Origin of the sequence: Oligella urethralis DSM 7531 (assembly GCF_000372065.1) — a bacterium.
Taxonomy (GTDB): Bacteria; Pseudomonadota; Gammaproteobacteria; order Burkholderiales; family Burkholderiaceae_B; genus Oligella; species Oligella urethralis.
On the sequence record NZ_AQVB01000023.1, the window covers coordinates 1 to 18,361 of the forward strand.

20 protein-coding genes and 1 pseudogene are annotated in these 18,361 nt (G+C 43.4%); 13 read left to right on the plus strand and 8 right to left on the minus strand.

Translation table 11 applies throughout. The features are described from left to right. The 3 genes from A3GA_RS12335 to A3GA_RS11620 all read left to right on the plus strand — a co-directional run. Positions 1–194: hypothetical protein (locus A3GA_RS12335; protein ID WP_040614263.1), on the plus strand; the 194-nt coding region annotated here is incomplete at its 5' end. A 324-nt stretch (positions 195–518) separates the two neighbouring features. Continuing rightward, positions 519–785 carry an IS66 family insertion sequence element accessory protein TnpA gene (gene tnpA / locus A3GA_RS0110060; protein WP_018027281.1) on the plus strand — a complete coding sequence of 89 codons (267 nt, stop codon included), beginning with the start codon at positions 519–521 and terminating at the stop codon, positions 783–785. 20 nt (positions 786–805) lie between these two features. Further along, positions 806–1,528: an IS3 family transposase gene (locus A3GA_RS11620; RefSeq protein WP_051052510.1), complete on the plus strand. Its 723-nt coding sequence runs from the start codon at positions 806–808 to the stop codon at positions 1,526–1,528. Positions 1,529–1,541: 13 nt separating this feature from the next. Here A3GA_RS11620 and A3GA_RS12450 read toward each other — a convergent pair whose 3' ends face one another. Next, positions 1,542–1,709: an integrase core domain-containing protein gene (locus A3GA_RS12450; RefSeq protein WP_081606612.1), complete on the minus strand. Its 168-nt coding sequence runs from the start codon at positions 1,707–1,709 to the stop codon at positions 1,542–1,544. A gap of 231 nt (positions 1,710–1,940) precedes the next feature. Here A3GA_RS12450 and A3GA_RS0110070 point away from each other — a divergent pair, with 231 nt between their 5' ends. Then, complete coding sequence (locus tag A3GA_RS0110070; protein WP_018027283.1) at positions 1,941–2,243, plus strand: nucleotidyltransferase family protein; 303 nt, start codon at positions 1,941–1,943, stop codon at positions 2,241–2,243. Here the strand turns inward: A3GA_RS0110070 and A3GA_RS12485 are convergent. The 3 genes from A3GA_RS12485 to A3GA_RS12495 are packed head-to-tail and all read right to left on the minus strand — an operon-like array spanning position 2,240 to position 3,309. Further along, a complete protein-coding gene (locus A3GA_RS12485; RefSeq protein WP_218563684.1) occupies positions 2,240–2,479 on the minus strand; it encodes an integrase core domain-containing protein in 240 nt (79 codons plus the stop codon). The two genes, A3GA_RS0110070 and A3GA_RS12485, sit on opposite strands and share 4 nt — an antisense overlap. A 15-nt stretch (positions 2,480–2,494) precedes the next feature. Continuing rightward, positions 2,495–3,076, minus strand: coding sequence for a DDE-type integrase/transposase/recombinase (locus A3GA_RS12490; protein ID WP_018027284.1), 582 nt, complete (start codon positions 3,074–3,076; stop codon positions 2,495–2,497). Beyond that, entirely contained in the window at positions 3,076–3,309 is a 234-nt protein-coding gene (locus tag A3GA_RS12495; protein ID WP_026156948.1) for a transposase, read from the minus strand. Before A3GA_RS12495 ends, A3GA_RS12490 begins: the two co-directional genes overlap by 1 nt. 402 nt (positions 3,310–3,711) lie before the next feature. Between A3GA_RS12495 and A3GA_RS0110085 the strand changes: the two genes are divergently transcribed. The 3 genes from A3GA_RS0110085 to A3GA_RS0110095 are packed head-to-tail and all read left to right on the plus strand — an operon-like array spanning position 3,712 to position 7,650. After that, positions 3,712–5,805: a RecQ family ATP-dependent DNA helicase gene (locus A3GA_RS0110085; RefSeq protein WP_018027286.1), complete on the plus strand. Its 2,094-nt coding sequence runs from the start codon at positions 3,712–3,714 to the stop codon at positions 5,803–5,805. Then, on the plus strand, positions 5,798–7,282 hold the full coding sequence (locus tag A3GA_RS11630; RefSeq protein WP_018027287.1) for a DNA-processing protein DprA: 1,485 nt from the start codon (positions 5,798–5,800) through the stop codon (positions 7,280–7,282). The genes A3GA_RS0110085 and A3GA_RS11630 overlap by 8 nt, the downstream gene beginning before the upstream one ends. Positions 7,283–7,335: 53 nt before the next feature. Further along, positions 7,336–7,650 (plus strand): DUF4298 domain-containing protein, encoded by a 315-nt coding sequence (locus A3GA_RS0110095; RefSeq protein WP_018027288.1) that lies wholly within the window; start codon positions 7,336–7,338, stop codon positions 7,648–7,650. 152 nt (positions 7,651–7,802) lie between these two features. Here A3GA_RS0110095 and A3GA_RS0110100 read toward each other — a convergent pair whose 3' ends face one another. The 3 genes from A3GA_RS0110100 to gabT all read right to left on the minus strand — a co-directional run bounded on the left by A3GA_RS0110100 (position 7,803) and on the right by gabT (position 11,078). Beyond that, entirely contained in the window at positions 7,803–8,501 is a 699-nt protein-coding gene (locus A3GA_RS0110100) for a nitroreductase (RefSeq protein WP_018027289.1), read from the minus strand. Between the two features lie 73 nt (positions 8,502–8,574). After that, positions 8,575–9,639: an extracellular catalytic domain type 1 short-chain-length polyhydroxyalkanoate depolymerase gene (locus A3GA_RS0110105; RefSeq protein WP_018027290.1), complete on the minus strand. Its 1,065-nt coding sequence runs from the start codon at positions 9,637–9,639 to the stop codon at positions 8,575–8,577. A 167-nt stretch (positions 9,640–9,806) separates the two neighbouring features. Next, positions 9,807–11,078: a 4-aminobutyrate--2-oxoglutarate transaminase gene (gabT, locus tag A3GA_RS0110110; RefSeq protein ID WP_018027291.1), complete on the minus strand. Its 1,272-nt coding sequence runs from the start codon at positions 11,076–11,078 to the stop codon at positions 9,807–9,809. A gap of 172 nt (positions 11,079–11,250) precedes the next feature. Here gabT and pdxR point away from each other — a divergent pair, with 172 nt between their 5' ends. From pdxR to A3GA_RS0110135, 5 genes are all read left to right on the plus strand, one after another. Continuing rightward, positions 11,251–12,738 (plus strand): MocR-like pyridoxine biosynthesis transcription factor PdxR, encoded by a 1,488-nt coding sequence (gene pdxR, locus A3GA_RS0110115; RefSeq protein WP_018027292.1) that lies wholly within the window; start codon positions 11,251–11,253, stop codon positions 12,736–12,738. A gap of 159 nt (positions 12,739–12,897) precedes the next feature. Then, entirely contained in the window at positions 12,898–14,352 is a 1,455-nt protein-coding gene (gene gabD, locus A3GA_RS0110120; RefSeq protein WP_018027293.1) for an NADP-dependent succinate-semialdehyde dehydrogenase, read from the plus strand. Positions 14,353–14,668: 316 nt separating this feature from the next. Continuing rightward, a complete protein-coding gene (dctP, locus tag A3GA_RS0110125) occupies positions 14,669–15,667 on the plus strand; it encodes a TRAP transporter substrate-binding protein DctP (RefSeq protein WP_018027294.1) in 999 nt (332 codons plus the stop codon). Positions 15,668–15,746: 79 nt separating this feature from the next. Then, entirely contained in the window at positions 15,747–16,295 is a 549-nt protein-coding gene (locus A3GA_RS11635) for a TRAP transporter small permease subunit (protein WP_018027295.1), read from the plus strand. After that, complete coding sequence (locus tag A3GA_RS0110135; RefSeq protein WP_208854087.1) at positions 16,282–17,622, plus strand: TRAP transporter large permease; 1,341 nt, start codon at positions 16,282–16,284, stop codon at positions 17,620–17,622. Before A3GA_RS11635 ends, A3GA_RS0110135 begins: the two co-directional genes overlap by 14 nt. A gap of 364 nt (positions 17,623–17,986) precedes the next feature. Here A3GA_RS0110135 and A3GA_RS12070 read toward each other — a convergent pair. Beyond that, positions 17,987–18,139: pseudogene (locus A3GA_RS12070) on the minus strand (transposase); the annotation flags it as partial. Positions 18,140–18,160: 21 nt separating this feature from the next. Between A3GA_RS12070 and A3GA_RS12075 the strand changes: the two are divergent. Then, the coding region (locus tag A3GA_RS12075; RefSeq protein WP_155966281.1) for a helix-turn-helix domain-containing protein at positions 18,161–18,361 on the plus strand (201 nt) is incomplete at its 3' end.

Below are 18,361 nucleotides of genomic sequence, written 5' to 3' on the forward strand. Positions count from 1 at the left end.
AACGGCTACATAGACGACTTAAACAATTAGGCTATAAACCACCGTTTGAGTCGATAGCGATGTGGCGCTGGAGAAACTCAGCCAGTCCATTAGCTCACTATGCTATGCCGAATAAGTGGTTAGATAGTTTAACGTTGTATGATATGGGGAAAGTTGAGACTGGCTACGTGTTTAGCGCATATGCTAAATGGTAATGTGCATGAGCCGTATACGAGGTCCGTACGTACGGTTCTGTGAGAGGGATGAGGTGCAAACCTCACCCTACTCGATTATAGCGGCAAATATAAATGACGATAGCTTATTTAGGAGTCATGGTGCTCATCGGTATTACGTTGTATTTGCTAGTATATGGTGGCTTTAAAGAAGCCATGCTAAGCGTAGTTTTAACGTTTTTTGCAGCTATTTACCTGCTATGTTAACGGCAATGTAATAATGACCCGGTAATACTCCCCTAAAATCGAAACACCGATGAGTGGAAAATTTCGTTTAACTATTTGTTAAATTTAAAGGAATTTTTCATGCGTAGAAAACAATTTACTGAGCGACAAATCTTATCTATTCTTAAACAGCATGAGAGCGGCGTGAGCGTTGCTGATTTGTGTCGTGAGCACGGCATGAGCCAATCTGCTTTTTACAAATGGCGTAGCAAATATGCCGGCATGGACTCGTCAATGCTCAATGAGCTAAAACGCCTACAGGAAGAGAATGCGAAGCTTAAGAAACTTTATGCTGAAGAGCGGCTAGTTTCCGAGGCGCGAAAGGAACTACTTGAGGGAAAGTGGTAAAGCCATCGCTACGAAAAGCGATGGCAAGAACACTAGTATCACGTCAAGGCTTTGCTGTCAGGTTAGCTTGCCGAACGGTGGGTATTAGCACATCAAGTTATTACTATCAAAGTAAAGGAAAGGCTGAGGACGAGCAGATTGCCGATTGCTTGATTAAACTTACCCAAGCCAATAAGCGTTGGGGCTTTAAACTATGCTTTTTCTATCTCAGAAATGTCCAAGGCGTTGTTTGGAATCATAAGCGTGTTTACCGCATCTACAAGGAGTTAGCATTGAACTTAGGTATTAAACCTCGCCTACGCCTTCAACGAAAGCAGCCAGCGCCACTGGCTGTGCCCACAGCTGCTAATCAGGTATGGTCAATGGATTTTATGAGTGATGCACTAGCCGATGGTCGTAGACTACGTTTATTGAACGTCATTGATGATTTCAACCGAGAAGCGTTAGCCATGGATGTTGCCTTATCTATTCCGAGCGAGCAGGTGATTCGATACCTAGAGCGCACAATTGAGCAGCGTGGAAAGCCTAAAGAGATACGAGTTGACAATGGTCCTGAGTATATCTCAGAACGACTGATCTCATGGACTGAAAGTCAAGGCATTCGTCTGAACTACATTCAGCCAGGCAAGCCCTATCAAAATGCCTATATTGAGCGATTTAACCGAACTGTCAGGGAGGAGCTTTTAAATATGTATATCGTTGACTCATTGGAGCAAGCTGAGTTGCTAGTCACCCAATGGTGAACCTACCCCATTCTTAACACTGCCCGAAAGTAGAATGTGCTTTCAGCCTGTAGTCGACAGGACTTAAACGATTTAAAGACTCGTGAGGTCTTTCGGTATTGTAAATGGAAATCCACTGTTCGGTGTGCCAACGAACCTGTACTAGCGTACTGAAGAGGTGTATGTCCAAGGTAACCGCCATTTCTGTACTTTGATTCTATATTTTTGATTTATATTAGACGTAGACGCTTTCGTGAGCGCTAAATTAAATCATCAATACTCTTGGTTTATACCTAAAGTGTTTGGCCGGATGTTTTTATCAACCCTCCATTAAAGTGTCATGAAGATTTGATAAGGTACAATTCTTAAGCGATTGCTAAAGAATTGATATAATTAGGGCATAAATTTATATTTATATTTTGGAGGTGTTCTTATGAGACCATCCGAGGCCTTAGCTAAACATAATCAAGATGTTAAAAACATATTCTCTAAATATCCATTGATAGAAAATCCAAAAGTATTTGGATCAGTATCACGAGGTGAAGATACTGAGGAGAGTGATATTGATTTTTTAATTCAAGCCGAACGAGGGGTTACTTTGTTCATGGTTTCAAGGCTAAAGAATGAATTGTCAGAATTGTTGGGTATTGATGTAGATATTGTCACAGAAAATCAATTGCCACCAAAACATAAAAACGAAATTATAGAAACGGCCATGAACCTACCCCATTCTTAACACAGCCCGTAAGTAGAATGGGCTTTCAGCCTGTAGTCAACAGGACTTAAACGATTTAAAGACTCGTGAGGTCTTTCGGTATTGTAAATAGAAATCCACTCTTCGGTGTACCAACGAAGCTGTGCTAGCGTACTGAAGAGGTGCATATCCAACACTTCCTTGCGGTAAGTTCGATTGCATCGTTCGATATAGGCATTCTGGTAAGGACAGCCAGGTTCAATAAAGTCAATCATCATACCGCGTTGCTCTGCTCATTGCATAAACACCGATGACGTAAACTCTGGATCATTATCGATACGGATACAGTCTGGATAGCCATAAACCGCCCCTAGTTGATCTAAGAAACGTGTCACCCGAAGGGCTGGCAGACTCATACCAACATCAATGCCAAGGATCTCACGATTGAAGTCATCAATTACATTCAACGTACGGAAGCGACGCTGATTCGTCAGACCATCTGACATGAAATCAATTGACCAACGCCTTCTTGCAGCCTCAGGCTGCGCCAATGGCGTAGGATATCGTGCTGGCAAACGTTGTTTACGCTTACTTCGCAGTTGCAGCTTAAGCTGATGGTAGACACGTTGTACGCGCTTGTGATTCCATGAGTGACCTAAGCTTCGTAAGCGGTAAAAACACTTAACAAAAACCCACCGAGGATGACGTTCAGTTAGCTCAAGCAAGGCTTGCTCAACCTCGCTGTCATCGACCAAGCGTTTACGGTAGTAATAAGCCGTTCGACTAATACATACTGCCTGACAGCTTTTAACAATGCTGACTAGATGCCTTGCCTGTAGCTCACGAGCCCATGCTTTACGTGTCTCTACAGGCACTAGCGCTTTTTTATGATCTCCTCCTGCATGCGAGCCATTAGACTCAGCTCAGCATACATCTTTTTAAGCCGCTCGTGCTCTTGCTCAATCTGCTTAAGACGCTTCAGTTCCGAGGCCTCAAGGCCATCATATTTGGAACGCCACTTGTAAAAGGTGGACACGCCAATGCCTTCTTGACGGCATCGATCTGCAATCGGCTCGCCCGCTTCTGCACGCTTTAACAAGGTGATGATCTGTTCTTCACTCTAACGTTTACTCATCGTAAAACGCCTAAAGATAAATTAATTGTAAAGGAAAATTCTACCGTTGAGCTGTGTTAATTTAGGGGGTGGTTACCTTGTCCTTGGACTACTAAGCGTATAAGTGCATTGGTTTTAGATATTTTTAAAGGTCAAACTAGCGTTTAGGAAGCGAGTTGTGCTTTTTATTCATTACCTGCTGAGATAGAGGCTTAGATAACAGAACAACAAGAAGCCCATGGTGAGTTGATGTTGGAGGTAGATTAAAAGAATATGACTTTGAATTTTTTGAGCTTAAAATAAATAAGCTACTAGCAAGTAAATGTGGTTCTGGTGATAATTAGAAAAAAACTAAGTTAGACGTTATTAAATCATAGATGCACGAAGGAATTTTAAATGAAGAAGAGAGCAATGTCATTACTTCAAAGACTAACTGGCAATGCGAGTGCACAGTTTCATCGTGACCAATGGGAGTCTATTGATGCACTGGTTAATAACCAAAAACAGATTTTAGTTGTGCAGCGGACAGGATGGGGGAAAAGTGCTGTTTATTTCATTGCTGCAAAAATTAGAAGAGAGCAAGGGTATGGTCGTACACTGATTGTATCCCCTTTAATAGCTTTAATAAGAAACCAAATAGAAGCTGCATTAGCCTTAGATTTGAAAGTCATATCAATCAATTCAACTATGTTGCAGAAAGAAAGAGAACAGGCAAAATCTGATATTCTTAACGGACTTGCTGATGTAATCATCATTACACCAGAACAACTGGCGCCATCCGATTTTTCTGAAAATATACTTAGTAAGATTACTAGCGAGATTGGCATGATCGTTGTCAATGAGGCCCATTGCATTTCCGATTGGGGGCATGATTTTAGACCTGACTATAAGCGTATCTCCCGTTTATTACAGAATCTACCAGACAATATGCCAGTTATTGCCACAACGGCGACCGCTAACGATAGAGTTATTAAGGATATTAAAACGCAACTTGGAGAGCGACTTCAGATAATACGAGGTCCGTTGATTAGAGAAACTTTACAGCTACAAAATTTATATATTCGCGATGTAAGTAAAAGATTAGCTTGGCTTGTAAAATATATTCCAAGCCTTAAAGGAACGGGCATTATTTATGTCAAAACAGTACGGGACTGTAATGTTGGTGCTGGATTTTTACGAGAGAACGGGATTAATGCTAATGCTTATCATAGCAGTGTAGACGGCTCTCTTAGAGAGTCATTAGAGCAGGATTTAATACAAAATAAGTTAAAGGTTCTAGTCGCTACATCAGCTTTAGGTATGGGTTTTGATAAGCCTGATTTAGGTTTTGTTATTCATTTTCAGGCACCTGGGAATGTCATAGAATACTATCAACAAGTAGGTCGTGCTGGTCGGAGTATAAGTTATGCCTTAGGTGTTATGATGCTCGGTGAAGGTGATAATAAGATTCAGGAGTTTTTTATTAAAAATGCTTTTCCTAAGCAACAGCAGGTTGATGCGTTGTTAGAAGTCTTAGAGAATCATGATGGATTAAAGCTGAATCAAATTTTGTCTTTAGTTAATTTAACTGAAAGTAAGATAAAAAATATATTAAAGTATTTAAGTATAGAGAACCCATCACCTATCTTAGAAAATAGTGGTCATTATTATAGGACAGGCTTCGATTACGCATTACCGGAACAAAAGATAAAAAAGATTGAGGCTATTAAAAAGGCAGAATGGGAAACGCTTCTACAATATCATAAAACAGATGAATGCTTAATGTATTTTTTAGGCAAAGAGTTAGATGACCCATATATTGAAAAGTGTGGCAAATGTGCTAACTGCGCACCTGAGAATAAGTTAAGTGAGTATGTCGATGAGGTGCTGATTGATAAAGCACGAGACTACTTAAGACATCGTTACATAGAACTTAAGCCACGTTCGAATTTTGGGGCTTCAGGAGCGCTTGTTAGTCAAGCTTTTGAATACTATAAATTCCCTTACAGAGATAGTCGTTTGAAGTGCGAAAGTGGGTTAGCACTCTCGTCTTGGAAAGATGGGGGATGGGGTGATCTAGTTGCTGAGGGTAAAATTAATAACGAATTTAGTGATAAGTTAATTACTCCTATGGTTAAAATGATCAATAGCCTAGAGTATGAAGAAAGACCAACTTGGTTAACCTATGTGCCTTCTTTGAGACATCCGAACTTGGTTAAATCATTTGCGGAAAAATTAGCAGAGGCATTATGTGTACCTTGTATAGAGGTTTTATACGTTAGTGAAGAAAGACCTCCACAAAAAACAATGGAGAACAGCTTTTATCAAAGTAAAAATTTAGATGGAGCATTTGAGGTTATTGAGGGAAGTATTCTCAAGGAAGCTGTATGGTTGATTGATGATGCGGTTGATTCTCAGTGGACCTTTACAGTGTCAGGAGCACTTCTACGACAATATGGTGTTAGCAAAGTCTATCCCATGGCATTAACGAGTACTAAAAAAAATGCGTAATATAGATCAAATTTTGAGTGAAAATACAAAAGCGGTATTAATGTTGACGAATTACTTTAATAATAATGAATTACGTCAGATTAAGCCTTTAACAGTCAATGGCTATGGTTATTTTGCACGCTGGTTAAATACATATGACTATCAGCCAATGGATCTATTAAATCAATCGAAGCTGGAAGAGATTCTTGATAGGTGGCAGGACACACAAAGTCATGCGCCCGTAAAAAAAACGGTTCAACTTTCTAGAATCGATCAAACCATAAAAGAGATTACGCCAGAGAGGGTTAAAACCTTATTAACAAGGGGTGCCAGCTTAAGTATGGCGATTGAAAAATGGAGTTCAGCAGGGGTTTGGGTGTTAGATCGAGGTCATAGACTATACCCCTCCAAATTCAAATCGTCATTAAAAGATCAAGCACCAGCAGTACTTTTTGGTATAGGCAACCCTGAATTGTTAACTAAACCCTCAGTGGGATTTGTGGGCTCCAGAAGAGTGGATGAGCTAGACTTAAGAGCTACGCACCAGTATGTCAGCTTAGTATCTGAACTCGGTTATCAAGTGGTGTCAGGAGGTGCCAAAGGTATAGACAGTCATGCCATGCTCAGCTCTCTGGAAAGAGGTAATACCTCTATAGGAATAATGGCTGATAACTTGTTGTTAAATAGTGTCAATTCTCAATGGCGTAAATACTTAAAATCTAATCAGTTGACTTTAATCACTCCCTTTTACCCTGAGAGTAAGTTTACGCCCGCCAATGCCATGCAGCGTAATAAGTACATTTATTTACTCTCTGAGGCTACGATTGTTGTATGCGCATCAGAAAGTACCAAAAGTAAAAAAAGTGGGACATTTGAGGGGGCCAACGAGAACCTCAAACATAATTGGGTGCCGTTATTAATTTCTGAACATAGAAGCCCATTGCCACAAGGCAATAGTACTCTACTTAGTCAAAGTAACACATTGAAAATATCAGTCGATATGCTCCCAGAACACTTAAATACTCTGATTGTGTCTGGGACTATGAAAAAAGAGGCTGATATGTCTGATAATTTAAAGTTAGAGTATACACAGGTGGGTTTGCCTGGGGCTGTGGTTGAAGTGGGTTCTGGTTCTCTAGAAAGTGTTGAAACTCATAGAGCGAATGAAGTGGGCGTGCTCAAATCAGAGCAATCGTCAAGTTATCAAAAGGATACCAGACATCAATTACGGAGCACGAGTGTACTAATAGAAACACCTTTACTAAATATATTCTATGAGCAACTAAGGCAGTTGTTCGAGACCCATACTAATACTGAGTTACAAGAGACTTTAACTTTGAGTGTTATTGAAAGTCACTTTCCAGAGTTTGAGATTATGGGTAAGATGGCTCTAGACAAATGGCTACAATATTTGGTTGATAAAGATTTAATTCTACGACCTAAAAAAAATAGAAAAGAGTTTTGTCTTCCCGTTGTAAATGAAAACCTGAGTGTTTAAATAGACTTTTTTGAGGGTGGCGCAGATAGACAATTAATTAAAGGTCATACAGCATGAGTGAAAGTAAAGAAAAAAGCTTAGAGCAATTACGTAAGATATTTAGCGAGATGGACGCTCGCACGGTTCAAGCGGAACAAGATGTTAAAGAAATGCAGGCGTTTATTGAACGCTTTGCGGCGATAGAAGAAAATCGCAAGCAGCTTGAAGCGTATTATTTCGGCGATTGGATGAAGGATGTTGCGGCCTATGAGGCTTTGGGGCTTGAGGAGGGTTTTTACAGCATCTGTGAGGATCCGATTTGGAACGCAACGGGCTGCTTACAATCAGAGAGAATCAGGCTTTTAAAGCTGTTAGCCGACTCGCTCTAGCGCAGCTAATGCAGACCTAATCTGCTGTGGCTCCCTCATCATTAAGTGACCGCCTTTTTAAGCTTTACAAAAGACCGCGCCAGTGCTGGCATAGTCCGCCCTGTCAATGACTGAGGTCCTCCCCGCGTAAGGGGCGGAGGAGGACATCAAACTTATTCATCCCAATGAAAGGTGGTGAATTCATCTAGCTCAATACGTGGCGTTCTGAAGGTGTTGACGATGTGATTTTTATCTTCGTAGCCAATCGAAATGGCGCAAACGATCTTCAGATTCTCAGGATAGTTTAAATGCTTATGTACGATACTAGGGTAATGCATCAAAGCACCTTGTGGGCAGGTGCTTAGTCCGAGTGATTCTGCCGCAAGTAAAATATTCTGTATAAAGGTACCGGTATCAATCCAGCTACCTAATTCCATTTCTTTATCAATTAAGATAAAGAGGGCGACGGGGGCGCCAAAGAAGTTAAAGTTTTGCACTTGCTGCGCTTTCATTGCGGCTAAGTCACCTTTTTGAATGCCTAAGGTGCCATAGAGTCCCCAACCGTTTTCGCGGCGACGCGTAAGATACGGCTCACTCAAGCGTCTGGGATAGTATTTATATTCAGCGTCTTCACGGTGCTTGTTATTAAAGGCTTGCATCATGTCCGCAGCCAGTGCTTCACGTTTTGCACCGCTAACGACTTGTACATGCCAAGGCTGAATGTTACTGCCGCTAGGCGCTGAACTGGCCGCTTTGAGGATAGTCTTGATATCGTCCTGTGAAACGGGATCAGCTAAAAATTGACGCACGCTTTTGCGTTCGACCATGGTTTTTAAAACAGGGTTTAACTCCAATTCAGTCATTTTGTTCATAAGGTATTGTCTGTTGCATTGTGAATGTTGACAGCACTATAACATATCGTTTAACGATAGTTTGAGCAGACAATCAAAGATATCGTTTAAAAAACTGCCAGATTAATTGACTTGCATGGGGCCCATGCTGGGAGTTAAAGGGGAGTCGATGATCGCCTCCAGCCCACGCATGGTCCAGGTGTTTAATGCGAATTAACTCGATGATTCGCTTGCGTCCATCGTAATAAAGCGATTGATTATATTCTTTTGTTGTCCCTTGAAAAAACTCAGTGCTTTTAGCAAGACTGTTCATTGGTAGCTGATTAAAGTGAAGCAACTGTTTAACTAGCTCAGTGGCATGACGTGGATGAACGATCTTATCCTTTTCCCCCTGCAGGATGATGGTCGGCAGTTGTAACTTTTGGGGTGGTGCAAAGCCATCCATAGCCGCTGCTAAGATGCTATCAGAAACTACCTGCGGATCGCGCATGGTGCTAACCGCACTCTGCGCATCATAAGCGAGACCTAGCACGGGGCCGCTGTGCATGGCTAAGCCAGCGAATTGCGAAGGAAAGTTTGACGCCAATATGCCAGCCATTGCGGCGCCAGCAGATAAGCCAACCACAAATACTTTGTTAGGGTTAAGGCGATGCATCATAATGGTGCTTTGAATGATACTCATGATGCTATGGGCTTCAGCCATGCCCTGATGATGCTTGTCCGTGTCGTACCAATGCCAACAGTTAGTGAGATGGTAGCGACGGCTTTGCTGGGGATAAAGCACCACAAAACCATTGCGTTGAGCCACCACGTTCATTTGTGAGCCTTGAGCAAATAAAGCGCTGTCTTGTTGGCAACCATGCAACATGACCACTAAAGGCATGCTCTCAGTGCTTGGATGGCGGACGCTTGCTGAGGGTTCAAAAATATAGTAATCAAGCTGTGGCACTAGGGTTACCTTAGAAAAGGCTGGCGCAATAAAGCGATGCTTTTTCCAGATGCCACGTCCTTGAGGATCAGGTCGTGTTAATAACACATTCATTGCCTTGAGTTGCTCTGGCAATTTCCTTTTTACCTGTTTTGTCAGTTGCTGTTGGAGTTTGAGTAGTTGTTTAGTGGTTTTAATAATGGGCTTTTTCAAGCGCGTGCGTTTTGCCATTGTGAGTAACCAGTGAATAGGGCTTAGGTCGAGTCAGTGCTTAAATCACTTTTAGCATAACAAGACAATCACGTTGATGACAAGCGAATACCACTGTAGCAAGCGTTGCCATAAAAAAACGGGATGATGTTCATATCATCCCGTGGTTACACTCAGGTGGTCTAGCCCTACTGATTAGCTAATAAGGCATCACGTAAAATGCCTAGCGCCTCATCAAATAGCTCCTCACCAATGGTGAGTGGGAATAAGAAGCGAATGACATTGGCATCTGGTCCGCAGCTAAGTAAAATCAAGCCCTTAGCCAGTGCATCTTGTTGTACCTTTTTGACAAAATCACTTTGTGGGGCACCGGTTTTAGGGCAACGGAATTCAACCGCAACCATAGCACCTAGACCGCGCACATCGGAGATAACAGGCACCTCAGAACGTAGCTCATTAAGCATGGCTTGGAGTTTATCACCTAATTTGCTGCCTTTTTCTAATAGATTTTCCTCTTGCATCACCTCAATGACTGCAAGCGCTGAAGCTGTGGCCAAGGGGTGACCAGCATAGGTGCCGCCAAGCCCACCAGGTAGTGGTGCATCTAGGATGTCTGAACGACCGCAGATGCCAGATAACGGCATGCCGCCAGCCAGACTTTTTGCCATGGTGGTGATATCGGCTGCCACCCCATAATGTTCCATCGCAAATAGCTTGCCAGTGCGGCCAAAGCCAGTTTGAACCTCGTCTGCAATGAGTAAAATACCGTGTTCATCGCATAGTTCACGTAAGAAGGTCATGAACTCTGGTGGGCATACGTTAAAACCACCTTCACCTTGAACAGGCTCAATAATAATCGCCGCTACTTGTTGTGGATCCACGCTGACGGCAAGTAATGATTTGAGTTGACGCTTGGCATCATCCAGGCTGACACCTTGTTGCTCATTCGGGAATGGTGAATGGTAAACATTAGGCGCTAAAGGACCAAAGCCTTTTTTGTAAGGGTTTACTTTGGCGGTTAAGGTGATGCCTAAAAGCGTACGACCATGGAATGCATGGTTAAAAGAAATAATATGAGGGCGCTGGGTCGCATAACGCGCAATTTTAATTGCGTTTTCAACGGCTTCTACCCCGGTGGTAAAAAAAGCGGTTTTTTTAGGAAAATCACCCGGTACGAGGGCGTTAATTTTTTCTGCTAATTCAACATAGGACTCGTAGGGTACGACTTGATACGCAGTGTGAATGAAACGTGCTAATTGCTCTTCAATCGCCGCCACTAAACGTGGGTGACGATGCCCAGTATTACATACCGCAATACCGCTAGCAAAATCGATGTAACGCTTGCCTTCAATATCCCAAATTTCAGCGTTTTCTGCGCGATCAGCATAAAACTCACACATCACACCGACACCACGTGGTGTGGCAGCGTTTTTGCGTTCAACTAAGGTTGCGTTTTTCATTCAAAATGTCTCCTCACAAAGTTATATCTATCAAGTGTTGAATGACGCTGTGTTTTGTCGCATCGAGGGCTGACCAAAACAATCCATGTAATTTTCTTAGCTTATCCTTAATTTGGTACCATGCAAAGAGCCATTTATGCAAAAATAAGTGGAGCCACTTAGGGAGGGAAGAATGCATATTGATGCATTACAAGAGCATATTTTGCAGCGCTTGGAGCGCGATGGGGAGATACCGTTAGCGCGCCAGATTTACATTATATTAAGTGATTTAATTTTAAGTGGTGAACTCAGTGCCGGAGTGAAGTTGCCCGCCAGTCGTAGTTTAGCAACAGATTGTGGTGTCTCCAGAAATACCATTATGTTTGCCTATGAGCAATTACTCGCAGAGGGCTATGTGATTTCGCAGACCGGCAGTGGTACTTTTGTTTCTGATACGGTGCCAGTGGCGGATTGGTCGCAGGAGGAGTCAGCGCTCAAAGAGAAATCGCCAATGACTGAGCATCAACCCTATTTATCCAAGCGTGGTTTTGAGCTGGTGAGTTCAGCCCAGGCTTCAGCCGAGCAATGGCAGCCATTTGTTTCAGGTGTGCCAGATATTTCTTTGTTTCCCAAGGATATTTGGCTACGTTTATTGCGTAAGCATTGGCAACAAGCAACACCAGCGATGCTTAGTTATGCGCATGGGGCAGGTTATTTGCCACTACGTCAAGCCTTAATCGAGCGCTTGCGCTTGGCCCGTTCGGTTAATGGCACGGCTGAGCAAGTATTGATGATTTCTGGCTTGCACAATGCCATTAGTTTAATTGCCCATTTGCTGATTGACCCGGGTATGACCGTTTGGATGGAAAATCCAGGTTACTGGGGGGCCGCCACCGTGCTGAAAATGGCAGGCGCTAATATTGTCCCCATCGCCATTGACGAAGAGGGTTTAGCACCCACGCCTGAGCAGATAGCGCAACCCCCTAAACTTATTTTTGTGACGCCATCACATCAATATCCACTCGGACATGTGATGAGCTTAGCCCGACGTCGCATGTTGTTAGACTATGCCAATGCGCATGATGCATGGATTATCGAGGATGATTACGATAGTGAATTCCGTTTTGCCGGTTTACCTATTGCTTCATTACAAGGTTTAGACTCCTATCAAAAAGTGATTTATTTGGGTACCTTTTCTAAAACCCTATTCCCCGGTATGCGCTTAGGTTATATGGTATTGCCAGAAAATTTAGTGGATTATTTTGCCATTGGTTTGTCGGAAAAATATCGCGATGGCCGCTTGCTTGAACAAGCTGTATTAGCGGATTTTATGGTTGAGGGGCATTATGCTGCACATGTGAGAAGGTCGCGTTTACGCTATGCCAAACGTTCTGTATTATTGCGTGAGGCTATTAATGAGCAGTTAGGGCCGGATTGGGTTTCCTCAAATGTTGAAGCCGGATTGCATTTGGTGATACATCTACCAGCAGGTACGGATGATGTGGCCATTGCGCGAGCGGCAAAAGCGGCAGGCATTATGGTCAGACCGTTGAGTAGGTATTATCTGGGTGAGCCGTCTAGGGCGGGTGTGTTGTTGGGTTATGCCAACGTTCCCGATGAGCTGATTAAACCGAGATTCGCACAATTAGCGAGAATTATTCGCAGTGAATTAAGGGCTTAGGCGATTCGAAATTCATAAATTCGCTGTAAAAGCATTGCAAAAGATAAATGGCTTAGATAATATGCCTTAAAGTCGCTTTATTAGGGTGCCATTTGCAATTACTGCTTTGCTTGGCAACAATGACAAGGAAATATGCGCATTATTTTTTAGGAGGAGTGTATGCAGGACTTATCACGTAAGGATTTATTTAAACAACAGGCTTATATTGATGGGCAGTGGGTGGATGCAGATAGTGGTGAGACACTGGAAGTGATTAACCCAGCCACGGGAGAGGTGTTAGGTACCGTGCCTAAGATGGGTCAAGCCGAAACCCGCCGCGCCATTGAAGCGGCCGAGCGAGCGCAAAAGCAATGGCGTGCTAAAAGTGCTAAAGAGCGCGCGCTTGTATTACGCAAATGGTTTGATCTGGTGATGCAGCATCAGGATGATTTGGCACGTATCATGACGCTTGAGCAGGGTAAGCCATTAGCCGAAGCAAAGGGTGAGATTGCTTATGGTGCTGCCTATCTTGAGTGGTATGCGGAAGAGGGTAAGCGCGCTTATGGCGATATTATCCCGGGCCCAGCGTCGGATCGTCGTATTGTCGTGACCAAAGAGCCGGTGGGAGTGTGCGCCGCCATCACGCCTTGGAACTTCCCGTCCTCAATGATTACTCGCAAGGTCGGTGCTGCGCTAGGCGCTGGGTGTTCGATGGTGATTAAACCGGCCGCCCAAACCCCTTACTCGGCCTTCGCATTGTGCGTATTAGCAGAGGAAGCGGGCGTGCCAGCAGGTCTTGTGTCGGTGGTGACTGGTTCAGCATCAGAAATCGGTAAAGAAATGACGGCCAACCCTATTGTGCGTAAATTTAGTTTTACGGGCTCCACTGAAATTGGTCGTTTATTGATGTCACAGTGCTCCGATCAGATCAAGAAAGTCTCATTAGAACTGGGTGGTAACGCACCATTTATCGTATTTGATGACGCTGATTTAGATGCGGCGGTTGAGGGGGCGTTGATTTCTAAATACCGCAATGCGGGGCAAACATGTGTTTGTGCAAACCGCATTTATGTTCAGGATGATATTTATGATGCCTTTGTCGAAAAATTTGTTGCTGCCGTCAACAAGATTAAGGTGGGCGCTGGTACTGAGGCCAATGTGACACAGGGACCGTTGATTGACAAAGCTGCTGTGTCTAAGGTGCAAGAGCATATTGACGATGCTGTCAGCAAGGGCGCTAAGGTCGCCGCTGGCGGTAAGCAGCATGATTTAGGCGGCTTATTCTTTGAGCCCACTGTGTTAACCGAAGTGACCTCATCGATGAAAGTTGCTAAGGAGGAAACCTTTGGTCCTTTAGCCCCATTATTCCGCTTCAAAACCGAAGAGGATGTGGTGCAAATGGCGAATGACACCGAATACGGTTTAGCGGCGTACTTTTATAGCCGTGACTTAGGTCGCGTGTGGCGCGTTGCAGAGGCCTTGGAGTATGGCATGGTAGCCATCAACACAGGTATTCTTTCTAATGAAGCGGCGCCTTTTGGTGGCATTAAGCAATCAGGCCTTGGTCGCGAAGGCGCTAAATACGGTTTGGATGATTACTTAGAAACGAAATACATGCTAATGGGTGGCATTTAATTCTAAGCAGGTGTTTGTATTTAAAGTAAGCGATTAGCGTTAATCCTAAGCCCGTCATGTAGATGTTTTTCTATCTGGCGGGCTTTTTATTTGAGCTGAATCAAGGAGATTGCTGAGCAGATACAGGGATAATCCCTAAAAAAGAGCTTTTATGATTGCTAAGCTATTGAATATATTAGATGTATTTAAATTGGCTCTATAAAATATAGGCAAAGTGGCACTGTTCAGTAGTGCCACTTATTCATAAAATAAATTTCAGTAATAAAAACTACAAATTGTTAACTTATAAACATCTTAACTAGTTAAGGAGACAAAGATGAAATTAAGTCGTTTCTTTAAAACGGTACTAGCGGCGACGGCATTTTCTTTAGTAGCTACCGCTGCCCATGCAGACAATTTGCGTTTGCGTTTCCACACTTTCTTTGGTTCGGAAATGGATACAGCCGCTAAGCGCATGCAAGATACATTTCGAGAAAAAAGTGATAACAAAATTCGTATGCAATACTTCCGTGGCGGTGAATTGGTGTCCAGTGACCAGTTTGTGGAAGCAGTAGGCCGCGGCACCATTGATATTGCCTATGGGGTTGGTAGTTATTGGCCAGGCCAAGTCGACGTTGGCAATATTGAAGCGGGGCTACCTGGCGCCTGGACTAACGTAGAAGAAGCGCGCGAGGTGTTTAAAAAATTAGATCCGATTATTGCTGAAGCCTATGAAGAGAAAGGAGTTGTTCTGATTGGTCGTGGTTATGGTAGTGATTATGAATTGCTAACCAAAGAACCGGTCAAATCCCTAGAGGATCTTAAGAAAATGAAGATCCGTTCGACTGGTCAAATGGCTCGATTACTAAAAGAGTTTGATGTACCTACCGTCTTTTTGCCCGCTGAGGAATTATATGTGGGTTTATCCACCGGCGTGATCGATGGTGTTTTATACGGCGGTCCACTTGAGTATGAGCAGCTAAAGCTTAACGAAGTGGCTAAAAACTATACCTCACTCAATTTACTGAACCCTGGCTGGATTGAAACCATCATCATTAATAAAAAAGTCTGGGATAAGATGAATGATGAACAAAAAACGCTTGTCAAAGAGGCCGTTAACCAATACGCCGAAGATATTCATGCGTGGTTAGATAGTGGTAATAAAAAGCTTATGGAAGAGGCGAAGCTATTTAATTTTGCGACGATTAATGATGAGGATACCCGTAAATTAGCTACGGCAGCTGAAAAAATCTGGCAAGAGGAAGCCGCTAAGTCTGAGCGTAACGCCAAACTCATCGACATTTTGATGGAAAATAAAAAAGCACAAGGTCGTTAGTTGTTAGCAAGGGGTGGGTATTAGCAATATCAACCCCTTTGTTGTCTCTGTTAATTCTTAAGATAAGTTGGTCTTTCTGATGATTGAAAAGTATCTACGCTTGCAAGACGGTCTTTCTGAATGGGTTGGACGTGTGATTGCATGGTTTGCTTTGGTGTTAATTCTGACCTTAATCTATGAGGTGGTGTCGCGTTATTTTTTTAATGCACCGACCATTTGGAGTCATGAATTATCAACCATGATTTTTGGTGCTTTTGCTATCTTGTCTGGTAGTTATACCTTAAAGCATTTAGGGCATGTGCGCAGTGATGTGGTGTATTTATTACTGCCTGCTAGATTACAGCGTTTTTGTGACATTCTAGTGTATTCAATTGGGCTATTTATTTTAGCTGTTTTCCTAGTGCACTCCATTGATTTTGCACTCAAGTCGTGGGAGGCGAGGGAGGTGTCTGCGCGTAGCATCTGGCAGCCTCCGCTCTACTACATTAAATCGGTAATTCCAATTGCTGTGTTGTTATTGATGCTGCAGAGCTTAGCCGAGTTAGTGCGAGCTGTGCTTTTATTTTTGAATATTTCCTTTACTGATCCACGTCATTCAGTATCTGTGAGTGGGGATGATGATGTTTGATTTTTTGCTTGATCCGAGTCCGCTGGCCGTCACGGTCATCATGTTTTCATCCATGCTATTGATGATGGTCATTGGTGCGCCATTGGCCTGGGCGCTAATGGTTTCAGGCATGTTGAGTGCGTATCTGATGTTCGGCACCGGTGGTTTGGAATTATTGCTAGCTGCGGCTTACTCAACCATGGATAATTTTATCCTTATCTCTTTGCCGTTATTTATTTTGATGGGGTTGATTTTAGAGCGTTCAGGTATTACCGATGATTTGTTCGATATGATGTACAAATTGATGGGGTTTATACCTGGCGGCTTAGGTGTGGGAACAGTCTTTATTTGTGCCATTATTGCGGCAATGGCAGGCGTTTCTGGCGCAGCTACGGTCAGTTTAGGTCTGATTGCATTACCAGCGATGCTTAAGCGCGGCTATGAGAAGAAGATCGTGATGGGAACCATCATGGCAGGTGGCGCCTTAGGCTTTTTAATTCCGCCTAGTCTGTTAATGATTGTCTACGCTTTCCTATCCCGTGATTCCGTTGGTAAGCTATTTGTTGCTGGCATTGTACCAGGACTTTTACTAGCCAGCATCTATATTGCGTATATCTTGCTTCGCTCGTGGTTGAATCCACAAATGGGTCCAGCGGTACCTCGTGATGAGCGGGTATCAATGGGTGATAAGTTTAAGGCCTTGCGCCATATGCTATTGCCTGTGCTGTTGGTGCTTACCGTTTTAGGCTGTATTATTTTTGGTGTGACTTCACCCTCAGAAGCCTCGGCAATTGGCGCTGGTGGTGCCTTGGTGGTGGCGGCTGTGCGTGGTCGTCTTAATCGCAACGTACTGATCGATGTCTTGATGAGCACGACTAAATTAACCGGCATGTTAATTTGGATTGCGATTGCGGCGGTTTTCTTTAGTCGCGTTTATATTGGCTTAGGTGCTGGTATGTTGGTAAGCGATTTTATTCACGATAGCAATATTTCACCTAAAATGATCATCGCGATGATGCTGCTTAGCTTCTTTGTGCTAGGGATGTTTTTAGATGATTTTGCTATTGCCTTTATCACCGTGCCTATTTTTGTACCGATTGTCAGTGAGCTAGGCTTTGATACGATTTGGTTTGCGATTTTATTTGTCTTGAGTATGCAGACTGCCTATCTGACGCCACCTTTTGGTTATAACTTATTTTATATGCGCTCAGTGGCACCAAAACATATCACCATATACGATATTTACAAAGCGGCCATTCCATTTATTTTATTGCAAACACTTGGTCTAATTATTGTGTTCTTTTTCCCAGAGATTGCATTGTGGTTACCAAATAAGTTATTTAATTAATCGCTGTTTGTTGCTTTGCAAAGTCCCTAGTATGAGGATGGTGACATCCTTTGCTGGGGACGTTTTTTATAGCGTTGATAAGGCGGGTGTGGGTAAATGGTATTGAGGTTGTTCCGGTCATTATCAATAAATAAGCGCCTAGTGATCCTAAGCACTTGCTTCAAGGAGAGGAGATATCTTTTTATCAACATAATATCGTGGATATTCTGAATTATCTAATATGTGATCAAGAATATCGATGAGTTCTTGACCTGGTGCGCGACAAGCCCCGCCGTTCAGGGCGGGGAAGGATAGCGCGGACGGCGTAGCCGTCCTTGAGTTTCAGTGGGGTGTTTGCTGCTGCTCGATGTACTGCCGCACGATGGAAATCGGCGCAGACCTTGGCGAAGATGGTGAGCAGCCGGTTGATAGCATCTCCATCAAACACGCTGCGGCGATACTTCGCTACAAAGACCACATGGACATGTATCTTAAAAACGCAGTGTCGTCCATGCCTAATATCGTTGTCATCGCTCATAGGCTATATTATAATATCCGCATGCAACGCCTCCAAGCCTTCAAATACGAACTGCGACCAGACGGCCAGCAAGAGCGGCAAATACGCCGTTTCGCTGGCTCCTGCAGGTTCGTTTTCAACAAGGCGNTGGCGTTGCAGAAGGAGCGCTACGAGCGTGGGGAGAAGAAACTGGGCTATGCGGGCCTGTGCAAGCTGCTCACCGAGTGGCGCAACAGCACAGAA

Coding starts and splice junctions, on each gene's coding strand:
- tnpA (WP_018027281.1), top strand. CDS start 519: ATGCGTAGAAAACAATTTACTGAGCGACAAATCTTATCTATTCTTAAA.
- A3GA_RS11620 (WP_051052510.1), top strand. CDS start 806: ATGGCAAGAACACTAGTATCACGTCAAGGCTTTGCTGTCAGGTTAGCT.
- A3GA_RS12450 (WP_081606612.1), bottom strand. CDS start 1,709: ATGGCGGTTACCTTGGACATACACCTCTTCAGTACGCTAGTACAGGTT.
- A3GA_RS0110070 (WP_018027283.1), top strand. CDS start 1,941: ATGAGACCATCCGAGGCCTTAGCTAAACATAATCAAGATGTTAAAAAC.
- A3GA_RS12485 (WP_218563684.1), bottom strand. CDS start 2,479: ATGATGATTGACTTTATTGAACCTGGCTGTCCTTACCAGAATGCCTAT.
- A3GA_RS0110085 (WP_018027286.1), top strand. CDS start 3,712: ATGAAGAAGAGAGCAATGTCATTACTTCAAAGACTAACTGGCAATGCG.
- A3GA_RS11630 (WP_018027287.1), top strand. CDS start 5,798: ATGCGTAATATAGATCAAATTTTGAGTGAAAATACAAAAGCGGTATTA.
- A3GA_RS0110095 (WP_018027288.1), top strand. CDS start 7,336: ATGAGTGAAAGTAAAGAAAAAAGCTTAGAGCAATTACGTAAGATATTT.
- A3GA_RS0110100 (WP_018027289.1), bottom strand. CDS start 8,501: ATGAACAAAATGACTGAATTGGAGTTAAACCCTGTTTTAAAAACCATG.
- A3GA_RS0110105 (WP_018027290.1), bottom strand. CDS start 9,639: ATGGCAAAACGCACGCGCTTGAAAAAGCCCATTATTAAAACCACTAAA.
- gabT (WP_018027291.1), bottom strand. CDS start 11,078: ATGAAAAACGCAACCTTAGTTGAACGCAAAAACGCTGCCACACCACGT.
- pdxR (WP_018027292.1), top strand. CDS start 11,251: ATGCATATTGATGCATTACAAGAGCATATTTTGCAGCGCTTGGAGCGC.
- gabD (WP_018027293.1), top strand. CDS start 12,898: ATGCAGGACTTATCACGTAAGGATTTATTTAAACAACAGGCTTATATT.
- dctP (WP_018027294.1), top strand. CDS start 14,669: ATGAAATTAAGTCGTTTCTTTAAAACGGTACTAGCGGCGACGGCATTT.
- A3GA_RS11635 (WP_018027295.1), top strand. CDS start 15,747: ATGATTGAAAAGTATCTACGCTTGCAAGACGGTCTTTCTGAATGGGTT.
- A3GA_RS0110135 (WP_208854087.1), top strand. CDS start 16,282: ATGATGATGTTTGATTTTTTGCTTGATCCGAGTCCGCTGGCCGTCACG.